At 44.0% G+C, this 20,661-nt stretch carries 16 protein-coding genes and 1 pseudogene; 4 read left to right on the plus strand and 13 right to left on the minus strand.

Translation table 11 applies throughout. The annotated features are described in order from the left end of the window. Positions 1-46: 46 nt before the first annotated feature. The 5 genes from AB6E08_RS09270 to AB6E08_RS09290 form a co-directional block, all read right to left on the minus strand. Positions 47-1,825: an ABC transporter ATP-binding protein gene (locus tag AB6E08_RS09270; RefSeq protein ID WP_372065734.1), complete on the minus strand. Its 1,779-nt coding sequence runs from the start codon at positions 1,823-1,825 to the stop codon at positions 47-49. Beyond that, complete coding sequence (locus AB6E08_RS09275; protein WP_372065737.1) at positions 1,819-3,582, minus strand: ABC transporter ATP-binding protein; 1,764 nt, start codon at positions 3,580-3,582, stop codon at positions 1,819-1,821. Before AB6E08_RS09275 ends, AB6E08_RS09270 begins: the two co-directional genes overlap by 7 nt. A 226-nt stretch (positions 3,583-3,808) precedes the next feature. After that, complete coding sequence (locus AB6E08_RS09280) at positions 3,809-4,342, minus strand: hypothetical protein (RefSeq protein WP_372065740.1); 534 nt, start codon at positions 4,340-4,342, stop codon at positions 3,809-3,811. A gap of 12 nt (positions 4,343-4,354) precedes the next feature. Then, complete coding sequence (locus AB6E08_RS09285) at positions 4,355-6,466, minus strand: LruC domain-containing protein (protein ID WP_372065743.1); 2,112 nt, start codon at positions 6,464-6,466, stop codon at positions 4,355-4,357. 504 nt (positions 6,467-6,970) lie between these two features. Next, entirely contained in the window at positions 6,971-7,489 is a 519-nt protein-coding gene (locus AB6E08_RS09290; protein WP_372049193.1) for an NUDIX hydrolase, read from the minus strand. 370 nt (positions 7,490-7,859) lie between these two features. On the opposite strand from AB6E08_RS09290, the gene AB6E08_RS09295 reads away from it, so the two are divergent. Then, the gene (locus tag AB6E08_RS09295; protein WP_372065746.1) at positions 7,860-8,114 is read left to right on the plus strand and encodes a DUF333 domain-containing protein; all 255 of its coding nucleotides are present in this window, start codon (positions 7,860-7,862) and stop codon (positions 8,112-8,114) included. A 195-nt stretch (positions 8,115-8,309) separates the two neighbouring features. Here AB6E08_RS09295 and AB6E08_RS09300 read toward each other — a convergent pair whose 3' ends face one another. Next, positions 8,310-9,188 (minus strand): YdcF family protein, encoded by an 879-nt coding sequence (locus AB6E08_RS09300; protein ID WP_371694645.1) that lies wholly within the window; start codon positions 9,186-9,188, stop codon positions 8,310-8,312. A gap of 376 nt (positions 9,189-9,564) precedes the next feature. On the opposite strand from AB6E08_RS09300, the gene AB6E08_RS09305 reads away from it, so the two are divergent. The 3 genes from AB6E08_RS09305 (at position 9,565) to AB6E08_RS09315 (ending at position 13,984) form a co-directional block, all read left to right on the plus strand. Continuing rightward, positions 9,565-10,935, plus strand: a complete 1,371-nt coding sequence (locus AB6E08_RS09305; RefSeq protein WP_017098384.1) for an L-serine ammonia-lyase — start codon at positions 9,565-9,567, stop codon at positions 10,933-10,935. A 584-nt stretch (positions 10,936-11,519) separates the two neighbouring features. Further along, on the plus strand, positions 11,520-12,998 hold the full coding sequence (locus tag AB6E08_RS09310; RefSeq protein WP_086027533.1) for a peptide MFS transporter: 1,479 nt from the start codon (positions 11,520-11,522) through the stop codon (positions 12,996-12,998). 203 nt (positions 12,999-13,201) lie between these two features. Further along, positions 13,202-13,984, plus strand: a complete 783-nt coding sequence (locus AB6E08_RS09315) for a siderophore-interacting protein (protein WP_371710159.1) — start codon at positions 13,202-13,204, stop codon at positions 13,982-13,984. Positions 13,985-14,098: 114 nt separating this feature from the next. Here the strand turns inward: AB6E08_RS09315 and gntR are convergent, their stop codons facing one another. From gntR to AB6E08_RS09350, 7 genes and pseudogenes are all read right to left on the minus strand, one after another. After that, positions 14,099-15,100: a gluconate operon transcriptional repressor GntR gene (gene gntR, locus AB6E08_RS09320; protein ID WP_083784033.1), complete on the minus strand. Its 1,002-nt coding sequence runs from the start codon at positions 15,098-15,100 to the stop codon at positions 14,099-14,101. 310 nt (positions 15,101-15,410) lie between these two features. Next, entirely contained in the window at positions 15,411-16,142 is a 732-nt protein-coding gene (gene pepE, locus AB6E08_RS09325) for a dipeptidase PepE (RefSeq protein WP_372065796.1), read from the minus strand. Between the two features lie 24 nt (positions 16,143-16,166). Further along, positions 16,167-16,370: pseudogene (locus AB6E08_RS09330) on the minus strand (peptidase T); the annotation flags it as partial. Between the two features lie 248 nt (positions 16,371-16,618). After that, positions 16,619-18,127, minus strand: a complete 1,509-nt coding sequence (gene gndA, locus AB6E08_RS09335) for an NADP-dependent phosphogluconate dehydrogenase (RefSeq protein ID WP_372065751.1) — start codon at positions 18,125-18,127, stop codon at positions 16,619-16,621. Positions 18,128-18,130: 3 nt separating this feature from the next. Beyond that, a complete protein-coding gene (locus AB6E08_RS09340) occupies positions 18,131-18,628 on the minus strand; it encodes a gluconokinase (protein WP_017059513.1) in 498 nt (165 codons plus the stop codon). A gap of 118 nt (positions 18,629-18,746) precedes the next feature. Next, complete coding sequence (locus tag AB6E08_RS09345) at positions 18,747-20,069, minus strand: TRAP transporter large permease subunit (protein ID WP_004730130.1); 1,323 nt, start codon at positions 20,067-20,069, stop codon at positions 18,747-18,749. After that, complete coding sequence (locus tag AB6E08_RS09350; protein WP_017079674.1) at positions 20,062-20,619, minus strand: TRAP transporter small permease subunit; 558 nt, start codon at positions 20,617-20,619, stop codon at positions 20,062-20,064. The genes AB6E08_RS09345 and AB6E08_RS09350 overlap by 8 nt, the downstream gene beginning before the upstream one ends. Positions 20,620-20,661: the final 42 nt, after the last annotated feature.

The raw sequence follows: 20,661 nt of genomic DNA on the forward strand, positions 1-20,661 counted from the left end.
AGTTTGGCTTATTCGTATTAGTTAATAGTTATTTATAGCTCGATAGTCACTCACTTCTACAATCGATTCCTCCAACCACGGACTCTTCCAACAATCCTGCATAAATTCCATTGTGTGCTATTAGCTGTCGATGATTACCTTGCTCAACAATTTCACCCTTTTCCAACACCAAAATCGTATCTGAGTGACGAACGGTACTCAAACGGTGTGCAATCGCAATCACGGTTTTTTCCTTGAAAAGGCGCTGCATTGCTTTTTGAATTAGGTCTTCGGTGATTGAATCTACCGAACTGGTCGCCTCATCAAGCATCATCAATTGACCACCCTGTGCAACCGCTCTAGCGAACGAGATAAGCTGCGTTTGCCCTACAGACAAGTTGGATCCGTTCTTTTCCAAGTGGAAGTCATAACCTTGTGGCAATTGTTCAATAAACTTATCGGCGTACACATAGCGTGCTGCGTGTTCAACCTCAGTTCTAGATAGATGCGTTTTGCCCAGTGCGATATTGAATTGGATTGTCTCTTCAAACAAGTGTACATCTTGCATCATCATTGAGAACAAATGAGCAGAGTCTTCACTAGAGATCTGCGACAGCTCTATTCCATTCAACAAAATGCTGCCTTCATAGTCTTGGTAGGTTTTAGAGATCAGACGCAGAATCGTCGACTTGCCCGATCCCGTAGAACCCACAAGCGCGATTTGATGCCCTTTCTCCAATACAAACGAGACATTCTTTAACACGTAGGGAGAGTCGTCTTTGTAACGGAAGCTCACGCTCTTAAACTCTAGGCTCACAAACTGTTCGAGCTGTTTTTCAACCTTGCTCGATAGCAACAGGTTGCGCCCTTCCTCTTCAGTCGGCTCAACAAACAGCTCTTCAATATGGTCAAACGCTGCAAATGAACTCTGAATCGAAGCAATCTGCGAAGTAAAGTCACGGATCGGAACAAACACTTTTTCTAAGGTGTTGATGAACGCAATTAGCACACCCAAGGTGAGTGCCCCTTCTATCACTTGCTCAGATCCATACCAGATCATAATTGCGATGGTGATAGAGGTGATGCCAGAGATAAACGAGAACAAAATCGCATCGTATTTATTTATCTTTTTCTGCGCTCTTAAAAACTCATCGGTATAGCCTTGGTAACGCTGTTCTACTTGCTCTTCCGCTCGGTACATCTGAACGGTTTTCATACCAAATAAGACTTCTTGTAAAAAGCCAATACCGCGAGCGAGCGAAGAACGAGTCACCTTGTACAGTTCACGAAGTCGGTTTCTCACATACACCGTCAAATACATCACCGGCGGCATAATGATCAATACAATCATCGTTAACTGCCAATCAATGAAGAACATCATCACCAACAGAGCAATGGTATTGATACTGTCTTTAACTAGCCCCACAACCGACTGAACAAACGTCTCGCCAATGGTTTCCAAGTCACTGGTTAATCGTGAGAGCGTTACCCCAATCGGTGTGTTATCAAAATAGCTGCGCGGCAGTTTAAGCACACGAGCAAACAACACTGAGCGCATGTCGGTTATCGTGTACTGCCCCGTTTTACGTAGGTTGTACGAATAGGTGGTATCCACCACATAGCTCGCCACCAGCACAGCAACTAGATAGAAGACATATTCGAGCAGTCCATCCATATCACCATGACTTAAATGAACATCGATCACTTGAATGATCAGCCAAGGAAACAATAGGCTTGTAATGACAGAGAGCGGAAGCATAGCAATGCCCAGAATCGCAGAGCGTTTGTATTTCTTAGCAAACTTAAAAAAGTGCTTGAGGTACTTGAGATCAACACCTTTTAACATGCTGCTGCCTCCGTTTCATTCTGCTGTAACTGCCATGTATCGTAATAGTAATCGCACGTTTTCAATAACGTCGCGTGGTCGCCCTTCGCAATCACCTTACCTTCGTTCAACACGATAATTTCATCCATATATTCAAGGGCATTAACACGGTGTGAAACCACAAGTACCGATTGATTTTCCAAGCGCTTAAACAAGCCCTCTAAAATCTTACGTTCTGTTTCATAGTCGACAGCCGATAGAACGTTGTCCATGATGATCAGGTCGGTGGGTTGCAATAAAGATCGAGCAATGCTCAAGCGCTGTTTCTGACCACCCGACAACATGATCCCTTTCTCACCGACTAAGGTTTGGTCGCCATGCTCAAAACGTGTAACGTCATTGGCTAACTGACTCAGTTCTAAAACCTCATCAACCTGACTCTTTGCCAAGTCAGTATCTAAGCTACCGAAGCGGATATTGTCTTCGACGGTTGCAGAAAACAGATAAGGGTCTTGCGTCACGGTTTTCACGTAACGGCGCAAATCACTGCGTGAGAAGCTAGTGACATCTCTTTCGCCTAGGAAAACCGAACCTTCTGGAACATCCAAGTGATGGTTCAAGCAATTAACTAATGTCGTTTTACCCGCTCCGATTCCGCCTAGCACACCCACTTTCTTACCTGCTGGAATGTCAAAGCTGATGTCATCGAGAATCAGACGCTCTTCACCTGAATAGCTGAAGCTGAGGTTGCGAATAGAAAACGTTTTTCCCTTCAGAGATTCAACATCTAACTCAGTGAGCTTATCTTCATCAAGGTCTGGAATTTTTGCATTAAGAATGGTTTGTACACTTTGAATGCCGACCATGCCACGCTGATAAATGGTCGCGATTCTGCCAAGCTGCATCAATGGCATTGCGAGCAAAACCGAGTAAGTCAGAAAGGCAGTAATCTCACCAAGTGTGAGTTCCTGTCTCATTAACATGTAGCCACCGAGCCCAAGAATGATGATTTTCATCAGGTCATTGGCGTAGTCGAGTACTGGCATAAAGAAGACTTGAATACGTGTAATTTTAAGGCGGCATTCAAGTAATAACTGATTCAGCTTTTCAGTTTCAGCTTTCACCCAAGGTGACATCTGCTGGCTCTTAATCAAATCAATCCCAGCCAGGTAACTCATTAGCTGAGCAGACAAGTTTTGTAGACGTTTCATGTGCTCTAAATGCAGCGTTTTCATACGCTTGAAGCCCACCCGAAAAATCACAAAAGCGATTGAGATAGGAATAATCGAATACAGTGTGAGTTCTGGCGATATACGCCACATATAAAGAGGTGTCAGCGATAGCGCGAGTAACGCATTGAAGAACTGAAGAAACCCCACACCAAACATCAGTCGGATGCCGCTAAGGTCATTATTCATGATTGAAATTAGTCGACCAGATGCAAAGCGTTCATGAAAGCTGCTCGGTAAGCGATTCAGCTTTTGTAGAAGTGTACTCTTTAGTGCTGCTTCTGTAATTCGCCCCGGATTAAGCGCATAGATACGAGACAGAATTCTCACCACCACCATGGCAACCGACATGCCGACCACGATCCAAACATAGGTTTGAAGCTGCTGATGGCCCGTTGTTGAAGCATCCTCAATAAGATCGATGGCAAGTTGGATATAACGAGGGATCTCTACCTGTAACCAGTTAACGAGAAAAATGAACACAATCGCCAGTAAGTACGAGGGGCGATTCATGCGCAAATAGTGGGCAACAAACTGTCTTTTATTCATAGTCTTCTTTGTTTAGGGCAGGCTCACCGAGTTTTGGTGATTTCGTAAAGCTAGAAACGAGCGTCACTTAAGTAAAGATACACCTAAAACACCGGATTGATAATATCACTCCATTCATTTTATACAGGTTATCTCAGGTCTCGATGTTAGAAAAATTCACAACAAAAGCGCCTAAAACAACGTTACCGCCTAAATAGCGGTAACGTTGTTTGGTAGAAGATAAAGATTAAAGAATCACGTCTACATTATCGTCCTCAATATTTACAAGGAGTTTCACTTCACTTCCCATTGCCGACGGATACCAGACTTCAACCCATACTTTATCAACATGATTGGGTAAAAGGAGAGTTGTGGAGAAATCAATATCTTGATTGATTGGGCTCCTCAGCACTTGTGAGGTGTAATCGACAACATCACCATTGAACTCTGTATAAATACTCATAAAACCTCGAGAACTTTGCGAGCTTGCTACGTCAACGTTTACAGACACTTCTCTCTCCGTAGAAAAATCAAAACCTTCCGGTATAGATAACTCAGATGATTTAATAGACTGCGGTACCACTACTGGAGCAGGTGCCACAACGTTATTGCTACCAACGGTCGAATTACCCGGAGGAGTGACGGGGACCGGAGCCGTAGTATTGCTCGGAGGAGCGACTGTACTTGGAGATGAAGCGGTACTATCACCTCCACCTCCGCCGCCACAAGCTGAAAGGAATACAAAGCCTACACCACTCAAAATTAGTTTGATTGTTTTCATAAATCCTCCTGATTAATCTTCCGTTGACCAAGTTTTGTTGGCGTTAGGGTTTTGGTACCACGTTGGTTTTGAAGCACCGCCTGATGTAGCCCACTCAGCAAACTCGGGGTACACCTCACTAACATCAATGTATTCTGATGGATGATTCCAAGGTGATGAAATTAAGATACCCCAAGGCATGTTTTGTGTCGTTCGGTAATATTTATCACTAGACGGGTCTGAATCATCTTGTGCAATACCATAGAAATCACTCACTAACGTGCCACGCGACGTTGGTGGGAAGTCCGCAGTATGGATTTCTAAGTCTTTCCCTGGCGATGTAGAGAAACTGTCACCATGGTAATAACCCGCTCCCGCACCAAAGATGAATGGGTCGAAGCCACTTAATGGCATCAGTGAACTCGCTGTGGGCTCGTTTCCAGAAGCAAACGGCAGAGAAATACTGAACGTCATTTGGTCAGCTTCTAAAGTCAGACTACAAGAAGGGTTAGTGCGGTGGAACATACACTCACCGTTAATCGGCAGATCATTTTTTAGGTTCAACGACGCGACAACAACGAGGTCTCCTCCTGGCGATGCAACACTTTTGTCTTCACCCGTAAACGGCGAAATATTTACCCGAGTCGCGCCATTCTTTTGCACTCGAGCCGTTTGAAGATCGACATCTGACTCATCGAAGCCATCAAGCTTCCATCCCAGTCCATTACCATAAGAAGCACCGTAGGCCATTATGGTTCCCGTAATATCCATTCGAAGCACTGCGTCCTCTTTACTTAAAATGGTGGTGCGGTAGTAAACCACAACGTCATTTAAGTCGAAGTCACCAACTTCTGGCCAATTATCTTCGAAGGCCGCTGTATAGTAATTCGAATGTTGAACCGTTGTGCCAGGATCCGTAACGTTAAACACGTAGTCCTCAACTTCACCATCACCAACATAACCGTCACTCGGAATGTTAGGGCTACTCGCTAAACGGAATCGAGTTTGTACGCTCCCAACGACAGCATCATCACCCACTCGAATAGGGACGACTTGGCTTCCATCTACAACAGAATGATTTTTTAATATCTGCTCGTCATCCTCAAAAGATCCATTCATATCCCAGTCAGCCCAAGCTTGCAGATAACCACTCCCCACAATGTTGACATTAATTAAACTGTCTAAGCCGACTTCAAGGTTCGTCAACAGTGCAATCCCGTCATCATCATTTCCACCAACATCCAAATCATCGCCGTTGGATGATGTGCCAGGTTGGCCATCTGTATCGGCATCAACACTAGCACCTAAGTACAGTGTGGAAGATATCGCATGCTCAGCACCGTTACTCGCCTGCAACGTTCCATAACTATCCGGAGCGTCACCAAAATCAGATTCATCTGAACTTTCTATTGGCGTAGTAAATCCAGATAAGTCCCAGTTACCGTCAAATGCCGAGAAAATCGGGTTGGGGAAACTACTGCTACTGCTCGTAACCGTTTCAAATTGTAGAGTTACAATCGAGGTATTCTTGTAGGTGAATTTTACAGCACCGGAAGTGTCGGTTTCAGAATAGTTCGTACCTGGCCCGGTGAATAGAACCGACGTTCCATCGGCACTCTCTTCCGCCGTCAAACTCGCGCTAGCACTACCAAGTTGATAACTGTAGAAACCTTCACTTTTAAACACTCTTACTTGCTCCGACTGCACGGGTTCGCCATCAATGTCATAGCCAATCATGTCAAATTCGGGAAGTGTATAAGGCACTGAGAACGTACCTGAGAGTCCATCCGTACCATCATAAAATTCAAAGGTATAGGTTAGACCTGCAGAGCCCGCAGAGTTAGTTTGATAGAGAAAACCAATATCTCCTGAGGGTTGTGTTGCACCAACTTTGTAGTTAGGAGCATGAAACAAAAATGTCGCATCACCGAACACACTACTAGACACTTTGGCATCTATTGTTTTTCCATCATGTGTACCAACATTGAGGAAGTGCATCGAAGATCCATCATAGGTTGGCCCAGCCCACGAACTGCTGCCGTTCGTCGACTCTACATGATTTGAAAAGTCCAGATCTACCGTCGTTGCATAGACAGGGGCACTGGCAACTGCCGTCATAAGATAAATAACTTGCTTGTATTTCATAGTAAACCTCGACTTCTTCTTCGCATGAGCGATTTCCTTGAAAAGTGTGTGAACTCTGAACGGCAAGTTAAAGAAGCGTCTCAGTTAACTCTAAAACAAACTATTCGCATCTTTGTTTATTATGTTGGTGCCGATAAAGCGAGCTGCTTAATACAAAGAAGCAAAAGAGAAGCCAAGTTTCCAATCGTTTCAAAATCACCGTATAACATTGAAAAATAAGACTTATTTCTCTACATTAAAATTACAGTCAGAATGAAACGGTCTTTTCTTCAAAATAAGAATCAATTTGATGAGAGGTTAGTCAACTTGACAGTCTGTTAGATAAGGCAACGTTCTATGCTGGTTGGAAACGGATAGGTTGTTTACGGACTGGAGGCGTTTTGCTTAAAACTCAAATTACGATGGGTTAGCTCAACTAAAGGAGGGAGGAATTATTGTTGGTTCATGGTGAACAAAACTGTTTAAAACATTCTACTTTTAAACAGTTTTGATTTATTAAAAGGGTTACAGCATTTCCTTTGCGATTAGATGCAGCAAAAAGGTTTCACGTTCAATGCTCATGCCTTTTTTAGGGCTCTCAGCCATGGTCTTTTCGTTGTGATCGATCGCTTCATGGATATTCATCCACACCGGTTTCATCCCGTTTTTCACTTCGTAGTCTTCGTAAGCTGTTTCGCCAAGCTCACGATCAATCTTGCATGAGTAGCAGTAAGAAATCATGTGCATTATATCTGCATCATCTTTATACCAAGGACGAAACTCTTCAAAAATACCGAACGGTTTAATACTGTGAATGTTCTTCGCACCCGTTTCTTCTTCAAGCTCACGGACCATACCTGCGATCACATCTTCACCGTCATCCAAACCACCACCAGGAATGGTGTAGTCGTGATAACGCTCTGTATAAAGCATCAAAATGTCTTCGCCATCTAACACAATCGCACGTGCAGCATTGCGCTTATATACCGTCTTATTGTCTAGGTGATCGATATCAGGGTGAATAGTGGTTTTTAGGTGTCTCATGATTCTGACTGCTCTACTGAATTTGGCGGCATCATATCATAATCATCAATAGATTCGACGTTCTCCGTCCCCTGAAAGAGCACATAACCTCTGCTTTTGATCGCTGTTCCCCCACTGCTATCTAGTAGAAATAACCATCAAGTAGCACCTTATTGACGGAGGCCGTTCCTGTTAGAGCACCAGCTATGCCAGCATGATCAAACACTCAAAAATCCGTTAAAAATAGCGAAATATCAACCTATTTCAATATCTTGACCAAATTAGAACAACCTTTTCTGAAATCTAAAATATACTAGTTTCATAGAGCTTCTAATCTGGTTCTGTAGAACTTAACGCATTCGATTATAGAGTTATCACGTAGGAGATAAACATGAAGAAAATTGGTTTGATGGCTGTATTTGCCGTTGTGTTGGGCGGTTGTGCAAACGACTATGCAGAATATAGCGAAGGCCAACGTGTTTCAGTGGCTAACCCAGCTGCGGTTTATTGTGTTCAACAAGATGGTGAATTAGACACCGTAGCTGAAAACAATCAACGCACTACTTATTGTGTATTTGATGACGGTGAACGTATCGAACAGTGGGAATACTACCGCAACAACCATGAGCAAAAAGAAGAAAGCTAAGCTGCGACATCGTGAACTGTTGACGTCACACCTATTCCACGACGTTAACCCTTCACGAATGCCACCCTGTCAAATGACATGACATTAGGTAAACTGTTCGCTATCGAGCGGTCGGTTTACCTTACTATACACATCAACTTTGTACACACATCACCTTTGGGCTACCTATCTGTATTACTAATATTGGTGTTTTCGCTATCTCCACCAGCGATGTGTGTGATCTGATTCTGGATCTAAATAACGATTCAATAAAGTCAGGTTAGTATCGAGCAATGCTAGGTACTCCTTAACTTTTTCTATGTCGATTCCGACTGGGGTATTTTGGATGCAGGTCTCCAACACTGGAAGCAAGCTTTCTACGATATCAAAATGAGATGAACGCCCAACTAACTCCTTTGCCGCTAACAAGGCTTCCAAAGACAACCTTTCTGGCTCTCGTCTTACTGAATCCAAATCCCTCTTAAATGCACCCACAGAGACACCTTCAAGATAGACTCGGTAGGTCGTCAGAGCATCCATTAACAGAAACAATTGCCCTTGCTCTGTTTGATGAGGGTATGGCACTGCGACATGAGCCTCTCGCTGAGGATCTATTTGTAGTTCCACTCCAAGTGCAGAGCACTTCTCGACCAAAACCTTAAGCAAACCTTGCTCGTCCATCAGCGATTGAATCTCGAAGATACGTTGTAAGTGGTAGTCATTAGAAACGAACGTCACCGTCACACTCTGCCCGCGTGTAAACAGCCCACTTTCAATCATCTCTGAGGCCAAGTTTTGAATGTTCTCAACCGTATTTGTCGAATGCTGCTCAAGTAAAACCGCCCCTATGGGAAACGGATACTCACGTTGATTTTCAAGCTCTCGAAAATACTCGTGCATCATATCGGCTTCAGAAACGGTTTGGCCTTGTGTCACCCCACCACAGAACGCCACAGCCGTTTGCTGGTTCGACTCTTCAGCCAAAGGCCCAGCCAGATACTCAACTAAAGCATCAACTCGACTGATTCCTTCATTAGTCAATTTATTCTCATTAAGTCGCTTACCTAGCACAATAAGGAGGTGAATAATGCTCATTTTATGTTCAAGTCTCGTTTTAGTGATTAGATGGAGTGAATTATGTATACAATACTTATTAACAAAAGTATTTTGAAATTCTTACATGTTGCTATCAATAATGCTCACTATTGATAGCAACATCTCGGGTCATACAAGAATAGACGTGTCGCTTTAAAGCAAACATAGCACGCTCTTGTATTTCATCGCTCTATGCTTGCTCAACACGAGTTTCAATAAAAGAGACCTTTAAAGCAAAGAGCCAGCTCAATCGAATAACTGTTTCAGCCAAAGAACTGCTTCACCCAAAGAACAGGTTCACTCACAGAAGTGGAACTAACGAAATACAAATTTTACACAGAGTTCGTTCATCGAACCGTCTTCACAGGAAGTTACTATGCTGTCTATTTTTGATATCTACAAAATTGGGGTTGGACCGTCCAGCTCCCACACAAATGGACCAATGATCGCTGGGTTTAACTTTACCCAAAAAATTGATGCTCAGCTTACACAAGTAGAGCGTATTCAAATCGACTTATACGGCTCGTTATCATTAACGGGTATTGGTCACCATACAGACAGAGCGACCTTATTAGGTTTACTCGGCAACCGCCCCGACACCATTAAAATTACCAGTGCTAACAAAGCAATGCGTAAAGCAATTGAAGATAAGTCTCTACTGGTTAGCGGTAACCATGAAATTCACTTCGACGTAGAAAGCGACTTGCTGTTCCATAAAACCAACCTTCCGCTGCATGAAAATGGCATGACCATCTCTGCTTTTGACGCAAGCGGTAGTCTTTTAGAGATGGAAACATATTACTCAATTGGTGGTGGCTTTATTGCAACCGCTGATGAGCTACAAAACGGCAAGCAAGAAGCAGAAACACAAGTTGAGTTCCCTTTTTCTTCTGCCGACCAACTACTTGAATTGTCAGAGCAGCAAGGGCTTAGCCTTGGTGGCTTAATCCTGCGCAATGAAGTGTCTTTTCAAGGCATGGACGTGATTGACCAAAAAGCCGACCAAATCTGGAAGGTGATGTCTCTGTGCATGCAGCGAGGCTTCGACACCGAAGGCATCCTTGATGGCGGTCTAGAAGTGACGCGTCGAGCCCCTGCTCTTTTGAAAAAGCTTGAGGCGAATGCTTCGATTGAAAACGATCCAATGGAGATCATGGATTGGATTAACCTATTTGCCTTTGCTGTGAGTGAAGAAAACGCAGCGGGTGGCCAAGTGGTAACATCTCCAACCAATGGTGCGGCTGGCGTTATTCCTGCGGTATTAATGTACTACCATCGTTTCATTAAAGAACTAGACACTAAGCAGTTGAAAGACTTTTTAGCAGTCTCTGGCGCTATTGGCATCTTGTACAAAACCAACGCTTCGATTTCTGGTGCAGAAGTGGGTTGTCAGGGCGAAGTTGGCGTATCTTCATCAATGGCTGCAGCAGGCTTAACCGCCCTACGCGGTGGTAGCAACGAACAAATCTGCATCGCAGCTGAAATCGCTATGGAACACTCACTAGGCATGACATGTGATCCGATCGGTGGGCTTGTTCAAGTGCCATGTATCGAGCGCAATGCAATGGGCGCAATGAAAGCCATCAACGCATCACGTATGGCGCTGAAACGCACCAGTAAGTGTCTTATCTCGTTAGACAAGGTTATCGCAACCATGTACCAAACAGGTAAAGACATGAACAAAAAGTACCGTGAAACGTCCTTAGGTGGCTTGGCCGTGATCCACATGGCTCCTCCTTGTGAATAACTGCGAATACCAATCACAGTAAGTAAGTGATCATAAATAGCGCAGGAAAAAGGCTCAAGAACAAGGCGGCTCTTCTCGATTAGAAGTTTCGATAAGTAGTTATTCTACAATCAAAATTTCTAACGCAGTTATTGAGCGTTTTAACAAGCTAGGATGACCAGCTATTTACTACGATTGGTATAAAACACGAGTCGAGAAAGCCGCTGTAGAGACAGCATTCTCGTAAACGTCGTTTTCGATACCCAAACAGAGCCAGCCACCAAGCTGGCTTTTTTATTGGCTAAAATCCAACAGCTAATTGAAAGTGATACTCACTTGAATATTTTACAAGATTGCCACCTGTAACTTTCCTTATTTGGCTTGCGGATTAGCAACAAATAAATCTGACCGACATTTACACAACCATCCACTAGCAAAATCTAATATTGCATATTTAATGCATGAGAAAAATGAATCGCCCGATAAGAAAAGATATAGAGAGCAAAGTAACGAACACAGCAAATGTTTCATTTTATGTATTGCTATTAATGATATTATAATTGGGTAATTACACTACATATCAACACAAATGTGAGAATAAAATAATGTGGAATAGATTAAATAAATCAATGATGTTCTGCCAAATGATGTTCGGACTTTCGTTCTATGGCGTCATGGTGATCTTGACTCGTTTCTTCCTTGAAGATCTGAACTACAACGAAGCCGACACCATGATGGTTGTTGGTGCTTTCTCTGCAATCGGACCGCTATTTGCTATCGCAGGCGGTTTCATCGCCGACAAATTTTTAGGCGCATACCGATCATTGACCATTGCCTTTCTTGGATTCGCAAGTGGTTACGGTCTACTGGTACTCGGTGCCGCAGCAACTAATGTTCCAATGGCTTTATGTGGTATTGCTTTAGCGAGTTATGCGCGTGGTTTGATGTCCCCTTCTTACCCAAGTCTTTACAAACGCACGTTCAAAACTCAAGAAGATTTCGAAAATTGCTACCCAATCAACTACTCAGTAAACAATATTGGTGCTCTATTAGGTCAATACCTGTTCCCAATGCTAGTGCTAGTTGTCGGTTTCCACGGTGGCTTCCTTCTCTCAGGTGTTCTAGCAGGTGCAGCACTTCTGATGATGCTCTTTGTTCGCAAAGGCCTTGTTGAAGCAAGTGCTGAAATCGACCAAAAACCAGTTAGCACGAAAAACTGGGCTGCGTTCCTCGGTCTTTCTGCTGCAATGATTGGCTTGGTATTTTTCATGTTCTCTAACATGGATATCGGCCAGAACATCGTTTACGCGATCGGCGCGGCAGCAATCATCTACTTTGTCTCTTTGATGATGAAATCGAAGAAATCAGACATGCTGAAAATGGGTACTATCTTAATCATCACATTCCTGACGACATGCTTCTTCGTGTACTACGGCCAAATGATGACGTCGATGACAATGGTAGCGATCAACACAATGCGTGGCGATCTACTCGGCTTCATCCCTGTAGCCCCGGAAGCTTCAATGGCAATGAACCCACTTTGGTGTATGGTTGCAGGCCCTATTATTACGGGTATCTTCTCTAAGCTAGAAAAGAAAAACATTCACTTCTCTACCGCAACCAAAGTAGGTTTTTCTTTCATTTTGACGGCGATCGCTTTCGGTATCTTAACAATGGCAGTAACGACCGTAGGTGAAGATATTCTGATTCGCCCTGAAGTGTTCTTAGCAATCCACTTCTTCCTAGCATTTGGTGAAGTTATTGTTGGTTCTATGGTTGTAGCCTTCATTCTGTCTGTTGCACCTAAGCACATCGAGAACTTCTCAGTAAGCTTATTCTCTGTAGCAATCGCAATGTCAGGCATTGTTGGTGCTGTATTTTCAACGTCTATTGCACTTGAGAAAGGCCAAGAGATCACACAAGAGATCGTTCAAACGGTTTACGGTGATTACTTCCAAATGCTGACTGTTCTAGCGGTTGTAATGGTGGGTATCGCAATGGCAGCATCGTTCATTATTCGTAAGATGCTAGACGCAGCGAAAGCCGCAGATGAGACGATTGAACTAGAGCAAGCAAACAGCTAATTCTGCTCACGTTAAATAGCGCTAACGCTTCAAGCCCTTTAGTTTTCTAAAGGGCTTTTTTGTCGGTATGGATGCCAGGGTAAATAGATAGGTGATTCAAATTACGTTGCTCTGTGTAAATCAAAGTAAATGATAACTATTAGTATTGAGTGTTTTTTAGTTCAGGATTATGATGTCGGAATCAAAATCTAAGAGAGCCTTATATGAGCAAGCCTAGCCCTATCACATTAACTGTTACTCAAACCTCAACCATTACACCGAACATGCAGCGTATAACGCTTAGCGGTGAAGGATTAAGTAAGTATCCAACCGAATGTGCCGGCGGCTACATCAAGCTTTTATTCTCGCCATTGGGCACAACCGATTTAAGCCAACTGAATGATGGTGAGCGCCCAACCATGCGCACTTACACCATTCGTCAGTACAACCCTGTAGAAAACTGGATTGAGGTTGATTTCGTTCGCCACATCACCACAGATTTACAGTGTGGTTTTGCAGCAAGGTGGGCAATGAACGCGAAAGTGGGTGACACAGTTTCAGTGGCTGGCCCAGGTTTAATTCAAGGACTTAACCTAGAGTCAGACTGGTTCTTCTTAGTTGCAGATATGACATCCCTACCTGCGCTTTCTGCAAAAGTAAAATCGCTTCCAGAGCACGCCGTAGGGCACGCCGTCATCCAGATCAATTCAGCAGCAGATAAACAAACGCTTGAAGCACCTCAAGGTATAAAAGTCACTTGGTTAATTGAAGATGAAACTGAAGAAACACTTTCACAAACGGTTCGCAATTTAGAATGGTTAGACGGTCAGGTTTCGATTTGGACAGCGTGTGAATTTGAAAGCATGCGCGAGCTGAGACAATACTTCCGAAACGAAAAAGAAGTCGCGAAAGAGAACATCTACATTAGCAGTTATTGGAAGCGTGGCGTCACTGAAGATGGCCACAAAGTGTTGAAGCAACAAGATGCTCAAGCTTTAGCGGGTTAAGTCTGTTACTACATACATCTTTTGCCAGATAAATAAAAAACGCCCTTAGCGAAGTTCGTCTCGTTAAGGGCGTTTTAGTTTGAGCCCGATGAAGATCAAAGCTGACATGTAAAATTAGATACTCTCACCCACTTCAATCTCGTAACCGAGATCCAGCTTCGCCACCCATTCTTTGTTGCCTTGTAGACGCGCTACAACTTGCTGTGCAGCGACTTTACCGATCTGCTCCCTTGGTGTTACTACAGTCGCTAAACGCGGCGTCATCGCCACTGTGATGTCGTGTCCGTGGAAACCCGCAATCGCCATCTTCTCGGGAACTTGAATACCACGTCGTACGCATTCGTAAAAAGCACCAATAGCTAAATCATCGTTGGTACAGAAAATACCATTCACTTCAGGGTGCTTATCAAGTAACTCACCAATCAGTTTTGCGCCTAAAGTAAACGAGGACGCGTCTTCCGTTTGCAGCGTTACTGGCGTTTTATCGGCTTCTTGCATCGCATGCTCATATCCCGCCATTTTCAAGCGAGTACGTTCATCCATTCGAGCAGCCAAATAAGCGATATTGGTACGCCCTCGATCGAGCATGGTTTTAGTCATCGCTCTAGCCGCTTCAAAGTTATCAAAGCCCACTGCTTGTTCAATACGGGGAGACACCGAATCCATAATTTCAATCACAGGGATAGAAACAGTCTGCAGCATTTTACGCGCTCTATCTGTGTGCACATTTTCTGACAGGATAATCGCGTCAACGTTGTAAGAAAGCAGTGAAGCGATGCTTCGCTCTTCCAGTTCTGCGCTATAGCCATAGTGGGCAATCATGGTTTGGTAGCCTGCAGGCGCGGTGACTTGTTCAATGCCACGGATAACTTCGGCGAAAACTTGGTTAGTTAACGAGGGAACAAGAACACCGATAGCATTGCTTTTTGCGTTAGAAAGAATGTCTGGCGCACGATTAGGGATGTAACCTAACTCGTCGACTGCAGCGCTGATCTTATCTCGCAGTGCTTCTGATACCTGTGAAGAGTCTCTTAGACAGCGACTGACGGTCATTTTGGTGACACCAACTAGGTTGGCAACATCTTGTAATGTGGGACGTTTTTTCTTACTTAGCATACTGACAGCATCATGGTTACGATTAATGTTACTGGTAACATAGTAACGAATTTCGACTACTTTAGAAGAACTAAACACCTAAAACTTGATATCAGATCATAAACACACACGTCGCTTTGCCACCAATAAAACTAACAATTCTTATTTTCGAAGACGATGGTCAATAAGTTCTCAACTTACACTTGATGTGTATATTACGTATTAAAAACCCCAACCTTGGATGATCAAGATTGGGGTTTCGTATAACCCATTGCAATTGCGTACATAGCCAACCCCTATTAAGAGGCAGTAGCCTGTCTCTATTCGTTACCTAGCAACCGATGTCCATCAAGAATGCAAGATCGCTGTCCGCCGTGAACGTTTCAGCAAGTTGACCATGCTTAAAGAGCTTCATTGGCTTGCCTGTCGCGGTGTGGTACGTTAATTTTCCTTCACACACTTGCAGCATCGTCCCTTCAGGGATACCAACAACGACTTCACTTGGGTTCATGCACAAGAACTCTTCAATACGTTCATCACGTGTTTCGCCCATATGCCCAGAAATGGATGCTTCTATATAGTGAGGGTTAATCTGAAATGGCACAAAATTAAGCGCAGGCAAGATAGCAGCACTGACAATTGGCATATCATTAGTAGTACGGATCGTTGGGGTTGCGACATTTGTTCCCGCACTCCAACCAATAAACAGCTTACCTTTGTTGATCACAGCATCACGCATCGGTGTTACCAAGCCTAGGTCGTAAAGCATACGGTTAAGTACCCACGTATTACCGCCACTAATGATGATACCATCAACCTCTTTCAAGGCTTGCACTGGGTCTTCGGCTTCATGAATACTCACCACTTCGCAATCATATTCATCGAACACTTGCTGTAATTGCTGCGTGCGATCCGAGTATTGCCCTCGAATCATTGCGAATGGAATAAACAACATTTTTTTAGGCTGAGTCTTTTCCATCATTGGACGAATCCACTCTTTACCATACTCCAAAAGTGATGTGTCACCTGGTAACTTACCGTTACTAAATAGCATTACATTCATTACAACCTCACTACAATTTGCAAATTTACTATATATTATTTTGATATTCTCTTGAACTACAGCGCTTGCTGCTTTCAAAGGCTCTACGGGTAAGTATTCATAAATTGAGGGGAAGTAATGTGCGCCAGTAAACAAGTTCGGAAAAGGAATGACCTTTTGAGATAAAACAGTCCCGTCATAACCATAACGCGAAAGAATTGAACGCATTTCTATTCCAGCATTATTGTAATAATCGAAATCATTAAACATCTTTTCAATTTGGGGAAAACTTTTCTATAACAACCATGAAGTAATCAAGGGAATCTATTATCCCCACAACCAAAGGTGCGCAACCTATGATAGTCATGTTGAGATGATGGTCATACGTTATGGTGACGTCAGTAGTTAATAGATTTGTTCAACATTGTTCTACATGTTTGTTTTGGTTTAAAACGAATAAAAATAACGCCCTCTTATTTGAGGGCGTTATTGATTGTTTAAGCGTTCACTTTTACTTCAGTTCTTGGAGACTGACTCCAAGTCACGTGAAACTTTTCAGCTTCATCTCTATCGACTCGCGAATAGGTATGAGAACCAAAATAGTCACGTTGCGCTTGCAATAGATTCGCTGGTAACACTTCACAGCGCAGAGAATCAAAGTAGCTTAATGCAGAACTGATCCCCGGCATCGGCACACCATACAAAGCGGAGTTAGCAACGGCGATACGCCAAGCAAGCTCACGCTCTTCCACTTGTTTGATGAAAACCTCGTCAAACAACAGGTTCGCCAGCTCACCATTTTGTTGATAAGCCGATGTAATACCTTGTAAGAATGCTGCACGAATAATACAACCTGCTCGCCAGATCTTAGCTATTTGAGTGAAATCGAGATTCCACCCCTCTTTGTCTGACGCTGTCTTTAATAAATCAAAGCCTTGTGCATAAACAGACAACTTGGCGCAATATAGAGCATCGTGAAGCTCAGAAATAACCTCTGTTTTATCCAACCGACTCGCATCGGCAACATTGCCTTTAAGAAGCTTGCTGCCTTGAACGCGTTGTGATTTTTGACCGCTCATCGCACGTGCATAAACCGCTGGAGCAATGGTTGGGGTTGGACACCCTTCTTGAAGGCTGTTAACTGCTGTCCACAATCCCGTGCCTTTCTGCCCTGCTTTATCAAGCACAACATCAACGAATGGCTTACCCGTCACCACATCTTCTTGTTGAAGAATGTCGGCACTGATTTCCATCAGGTAACTATTAAGTACGCCAGTATTCCATTGCTCAAAGACTTGCCCAATCTCTTGAGCTGGCATTTCAAGCACATCACGCATGAAATGGTACACTTCGCAGATAAGCTGCATGTCGGCGTATTCAATACCATTGTGAACCATCTTAACGTAATGCCCAGAGCCCGAAGGGCCAACATACGCCGCGCACGCTTCACCCGCTTCAAACTGAGCAACCGGTAGTCCATTAGAATCCACTTTCGCTGCAATCGCGTCCCACATCGGCTTCACATATTGCCAAGCCGACTGGTCACCACTCGCCATTAGTGCAGGGCCAACACGAGCCCCTTCTTCTCCACCAGAAACAGCGGTGCTAAAGAAACGAAGCTTGCCTTTGTAGCTCACTTCGCGTGCTTCGGTATCTGTCCAAAGGCTGTTGCCTGTATCGATAACAATGTCATCCTTTTCTAAGCCAGCATCAAGCAAGCTATTCACGACGATATCGACAGGTTTTCCAGCAGGAACCGACAAAGCGATTACACGCGGCTTCGCTAGCCCTTGCAACACATGCTCAAGGCTAGTGCCTTTAGTGAACTGACCTTTGCCGTCAAAGGATTCATTAAGCTGCTTCGCTTCTGAATTTGCACGTTCAATGTTGTCAGCGTTTAAATCAAAACCCGCGACGTTGAATCCATTGTCGAGTAGGTTCAACGCTAAGCTTTTGCCCATCACACCCAAACCAATCATCGCGATGTCGTTTTTTAACTGAGTCATGGTTTAGCCTATCTGCTTAATTTGTTTGAGTGCACTTTCTACTACCTGTTCGACATCTTGTGAGATATCAACAAACAACGCATCGGCTTCATTCGGTTCAACCAAGGTTGCGAATTGGCTTTTCAACATTTCTTGACCATTGAAGTAATGGTTCTCGCGCGCTTTATGGCGGTTCCAAATGGTGTCGAAGCTACCTTGTAGGTACACGATAACTAAGCCTTCATTGTTCTTTCGTAGAATGTCTCGATATTGAGGTTTCAATGCAGAGCATGCAATCACAGCACTTGGTTGTTCGATATATTGCTTATTCAGTGTTTCTAGCCATCCTTGACGATCTTCGTCAGTCAGCGGGATACCTTGACGCATTTTTTCAACGTTGCTTTGCGGATGGAAGTCATCGCCATCAAAGAATTGAAGTTCTAAAGCCTGCGCGATACGGCTACCAATCAGGCTTTTTCCGCATCCAGATACGCCCATCACGAGTATTTTTTTGCTTTTCATAAGGCAAGCCTTCCCTAAGCCCCAACCAAAACAGGGGCTGACAATCGAATCTAATAGTTAAACTTGTGTTGCTGTTGATAGGTTCCTGAACATTAAACTCGCTCAGGAACCTTCGCTGTTATTGCCACCAAAGCGCGAGCTGAGGGAAGATAATAACCAGTGCCAGAACCAATACTTGAAGTGCAATAAACGGCAGTAGTGAAGAGAAAATCTCACCTAAGCTGATGTCTTTTGGTGCTACCGATTTCAAGTAGAATGCCGCAGGACCAAACGGCGGTGACAAGAACGACACCTGCATGTTTAGACAGAACACAACGCCGAACCATACTGGGTCAAAACCAAGGCCAGTGATGATTGGAACGAAGATTGGCATAGTCAGAAGTGCCACACCTACCCAGTCAAGGAACATGCCTAGTACCAACAAAATAGCCATCATGATTAATAGCGTTACTGTCGCGTTACCGCCACTGAGCGCAAGGATGGTTTCTTCAACAAAATCAATACCGCCCATCAGGTTGTAGATACCAACCAATGCGCTTGCACCGATACCAATCCACATGATCATGCCGCAGGTACGCATGGTTGCGATGGCACTCTCTTTCAACATGCTGAAGTTCAGTTCACCACGGATTAGCGCACTGATCATGATGCCAACTACACCCAAAGCAGACGCTTCTGTTACTGATGCGATACCTGTGTAGATACTGCCCAAAACCGTTGCGACAGAAAGCAATGGGAAGAACAGAGCTTTGAAGTAACTTGGCTGATTGGCGATATCGTCTTCTGTCTCATCATCACTTGGAATAGGCGCAAGAGAAGGGTTTAGCTTACAGCGAATCAGCACGTAGCCGATGTAACAGCCAGCAAGAATAAACGCTGGTAAGAATGACGCTTTAAATAGGTCGCCAATCGATACGCTGGCTGTCATACCGTAGATGATCAGTACGATACTTGGCGGAAGCATGGTACCAAGTGCGCCACCCGCACAGGTTGTACCGATAGCAAGCTTACGGTCGTAACCTAAACGAAGCATTTGTGGCAGTGCGAGAATACCCAGAAGAACGGTTTCACCACCGATAACGCCTGACATTGAAGCCAATAGAACCGCTACTAATAGCGTTTGAACTGCCACACCACCACGAACCTTACGGCCGACAGATTTCATTGCATCAAACAAATCTCGAGCAATGCCCGAACGGTCTAGTAAAGCGGCCATCAATACAAACATCGGTACTGCGAGGAACACATAACCAGAAGCAAAGCTGTAGGTACGGCTTGCGATCAAAGGCAGGGCATCAGGACCAAACCAACATAGAGTGAAGAAAATTGCGACAAAGCCTGTTACGAACGCTAGCTGCATACCGGTCAGTAGCAAGCCAATCATCATAACCAGCATGAGCAAGCTGCCCCATGCGATACCAATAGAAGATAAATCAAACATCGTCATTCTTCCTTAGACCCATCAACTCTTGGATTAGGTGCAATACAAACTGGACAACAAGAACACACAAAACGACAAAAATCAGGCCTTTCAGCAGCGCAGGATAAGGCGCGTTTAACACTGAACCTGATGTTTCAAGGCGGAATTCACCCCATGGTGCAAACCACGCTTCTTCCGCAGTGAAGTAAGCTGCATAAGCGAGCATGCCTGCAAAGGCCAAACCCACAATGTGGTGAACAAGATTAAGATATTTACGTGCTTGGTTAGACACTGAATCGTAGATAAGAACCACACGTACATGCTTATTCGCAGCAAACGCGTAGATGCCACCAATAATGAATAAAGAACCACCGATGAAAGAAGCTGTTTCATGTACCCATGTGGTCGGGGCATCGAATGCGTAACGCATCACAACTTCATAAAATGAAATCAATACAGTAAAGATAAAAAACCAGCTCACGAGATTACTGAACTTTATAACAAAACGATCAAGCGCATTTCTTGGTTGCTCGTCGTTTTCAGCTGGGGCATGGGGAGTTTTGTCTGTCATGGGCCAAATTTCCTGGGAGAATACGGGAGAGCAATGCCCTCC

Origin of the sequence: Vibrio sp. 10N.247.310.24 (genome assembly GCF_041467175.1) — a bacterium.
GTDB lineage: Bacteria > Pseudomonadota > Gammaproteobacteria > Enterobacterales > Vibrionaceae > Vibrio > Vibrio tasmaniensis_A.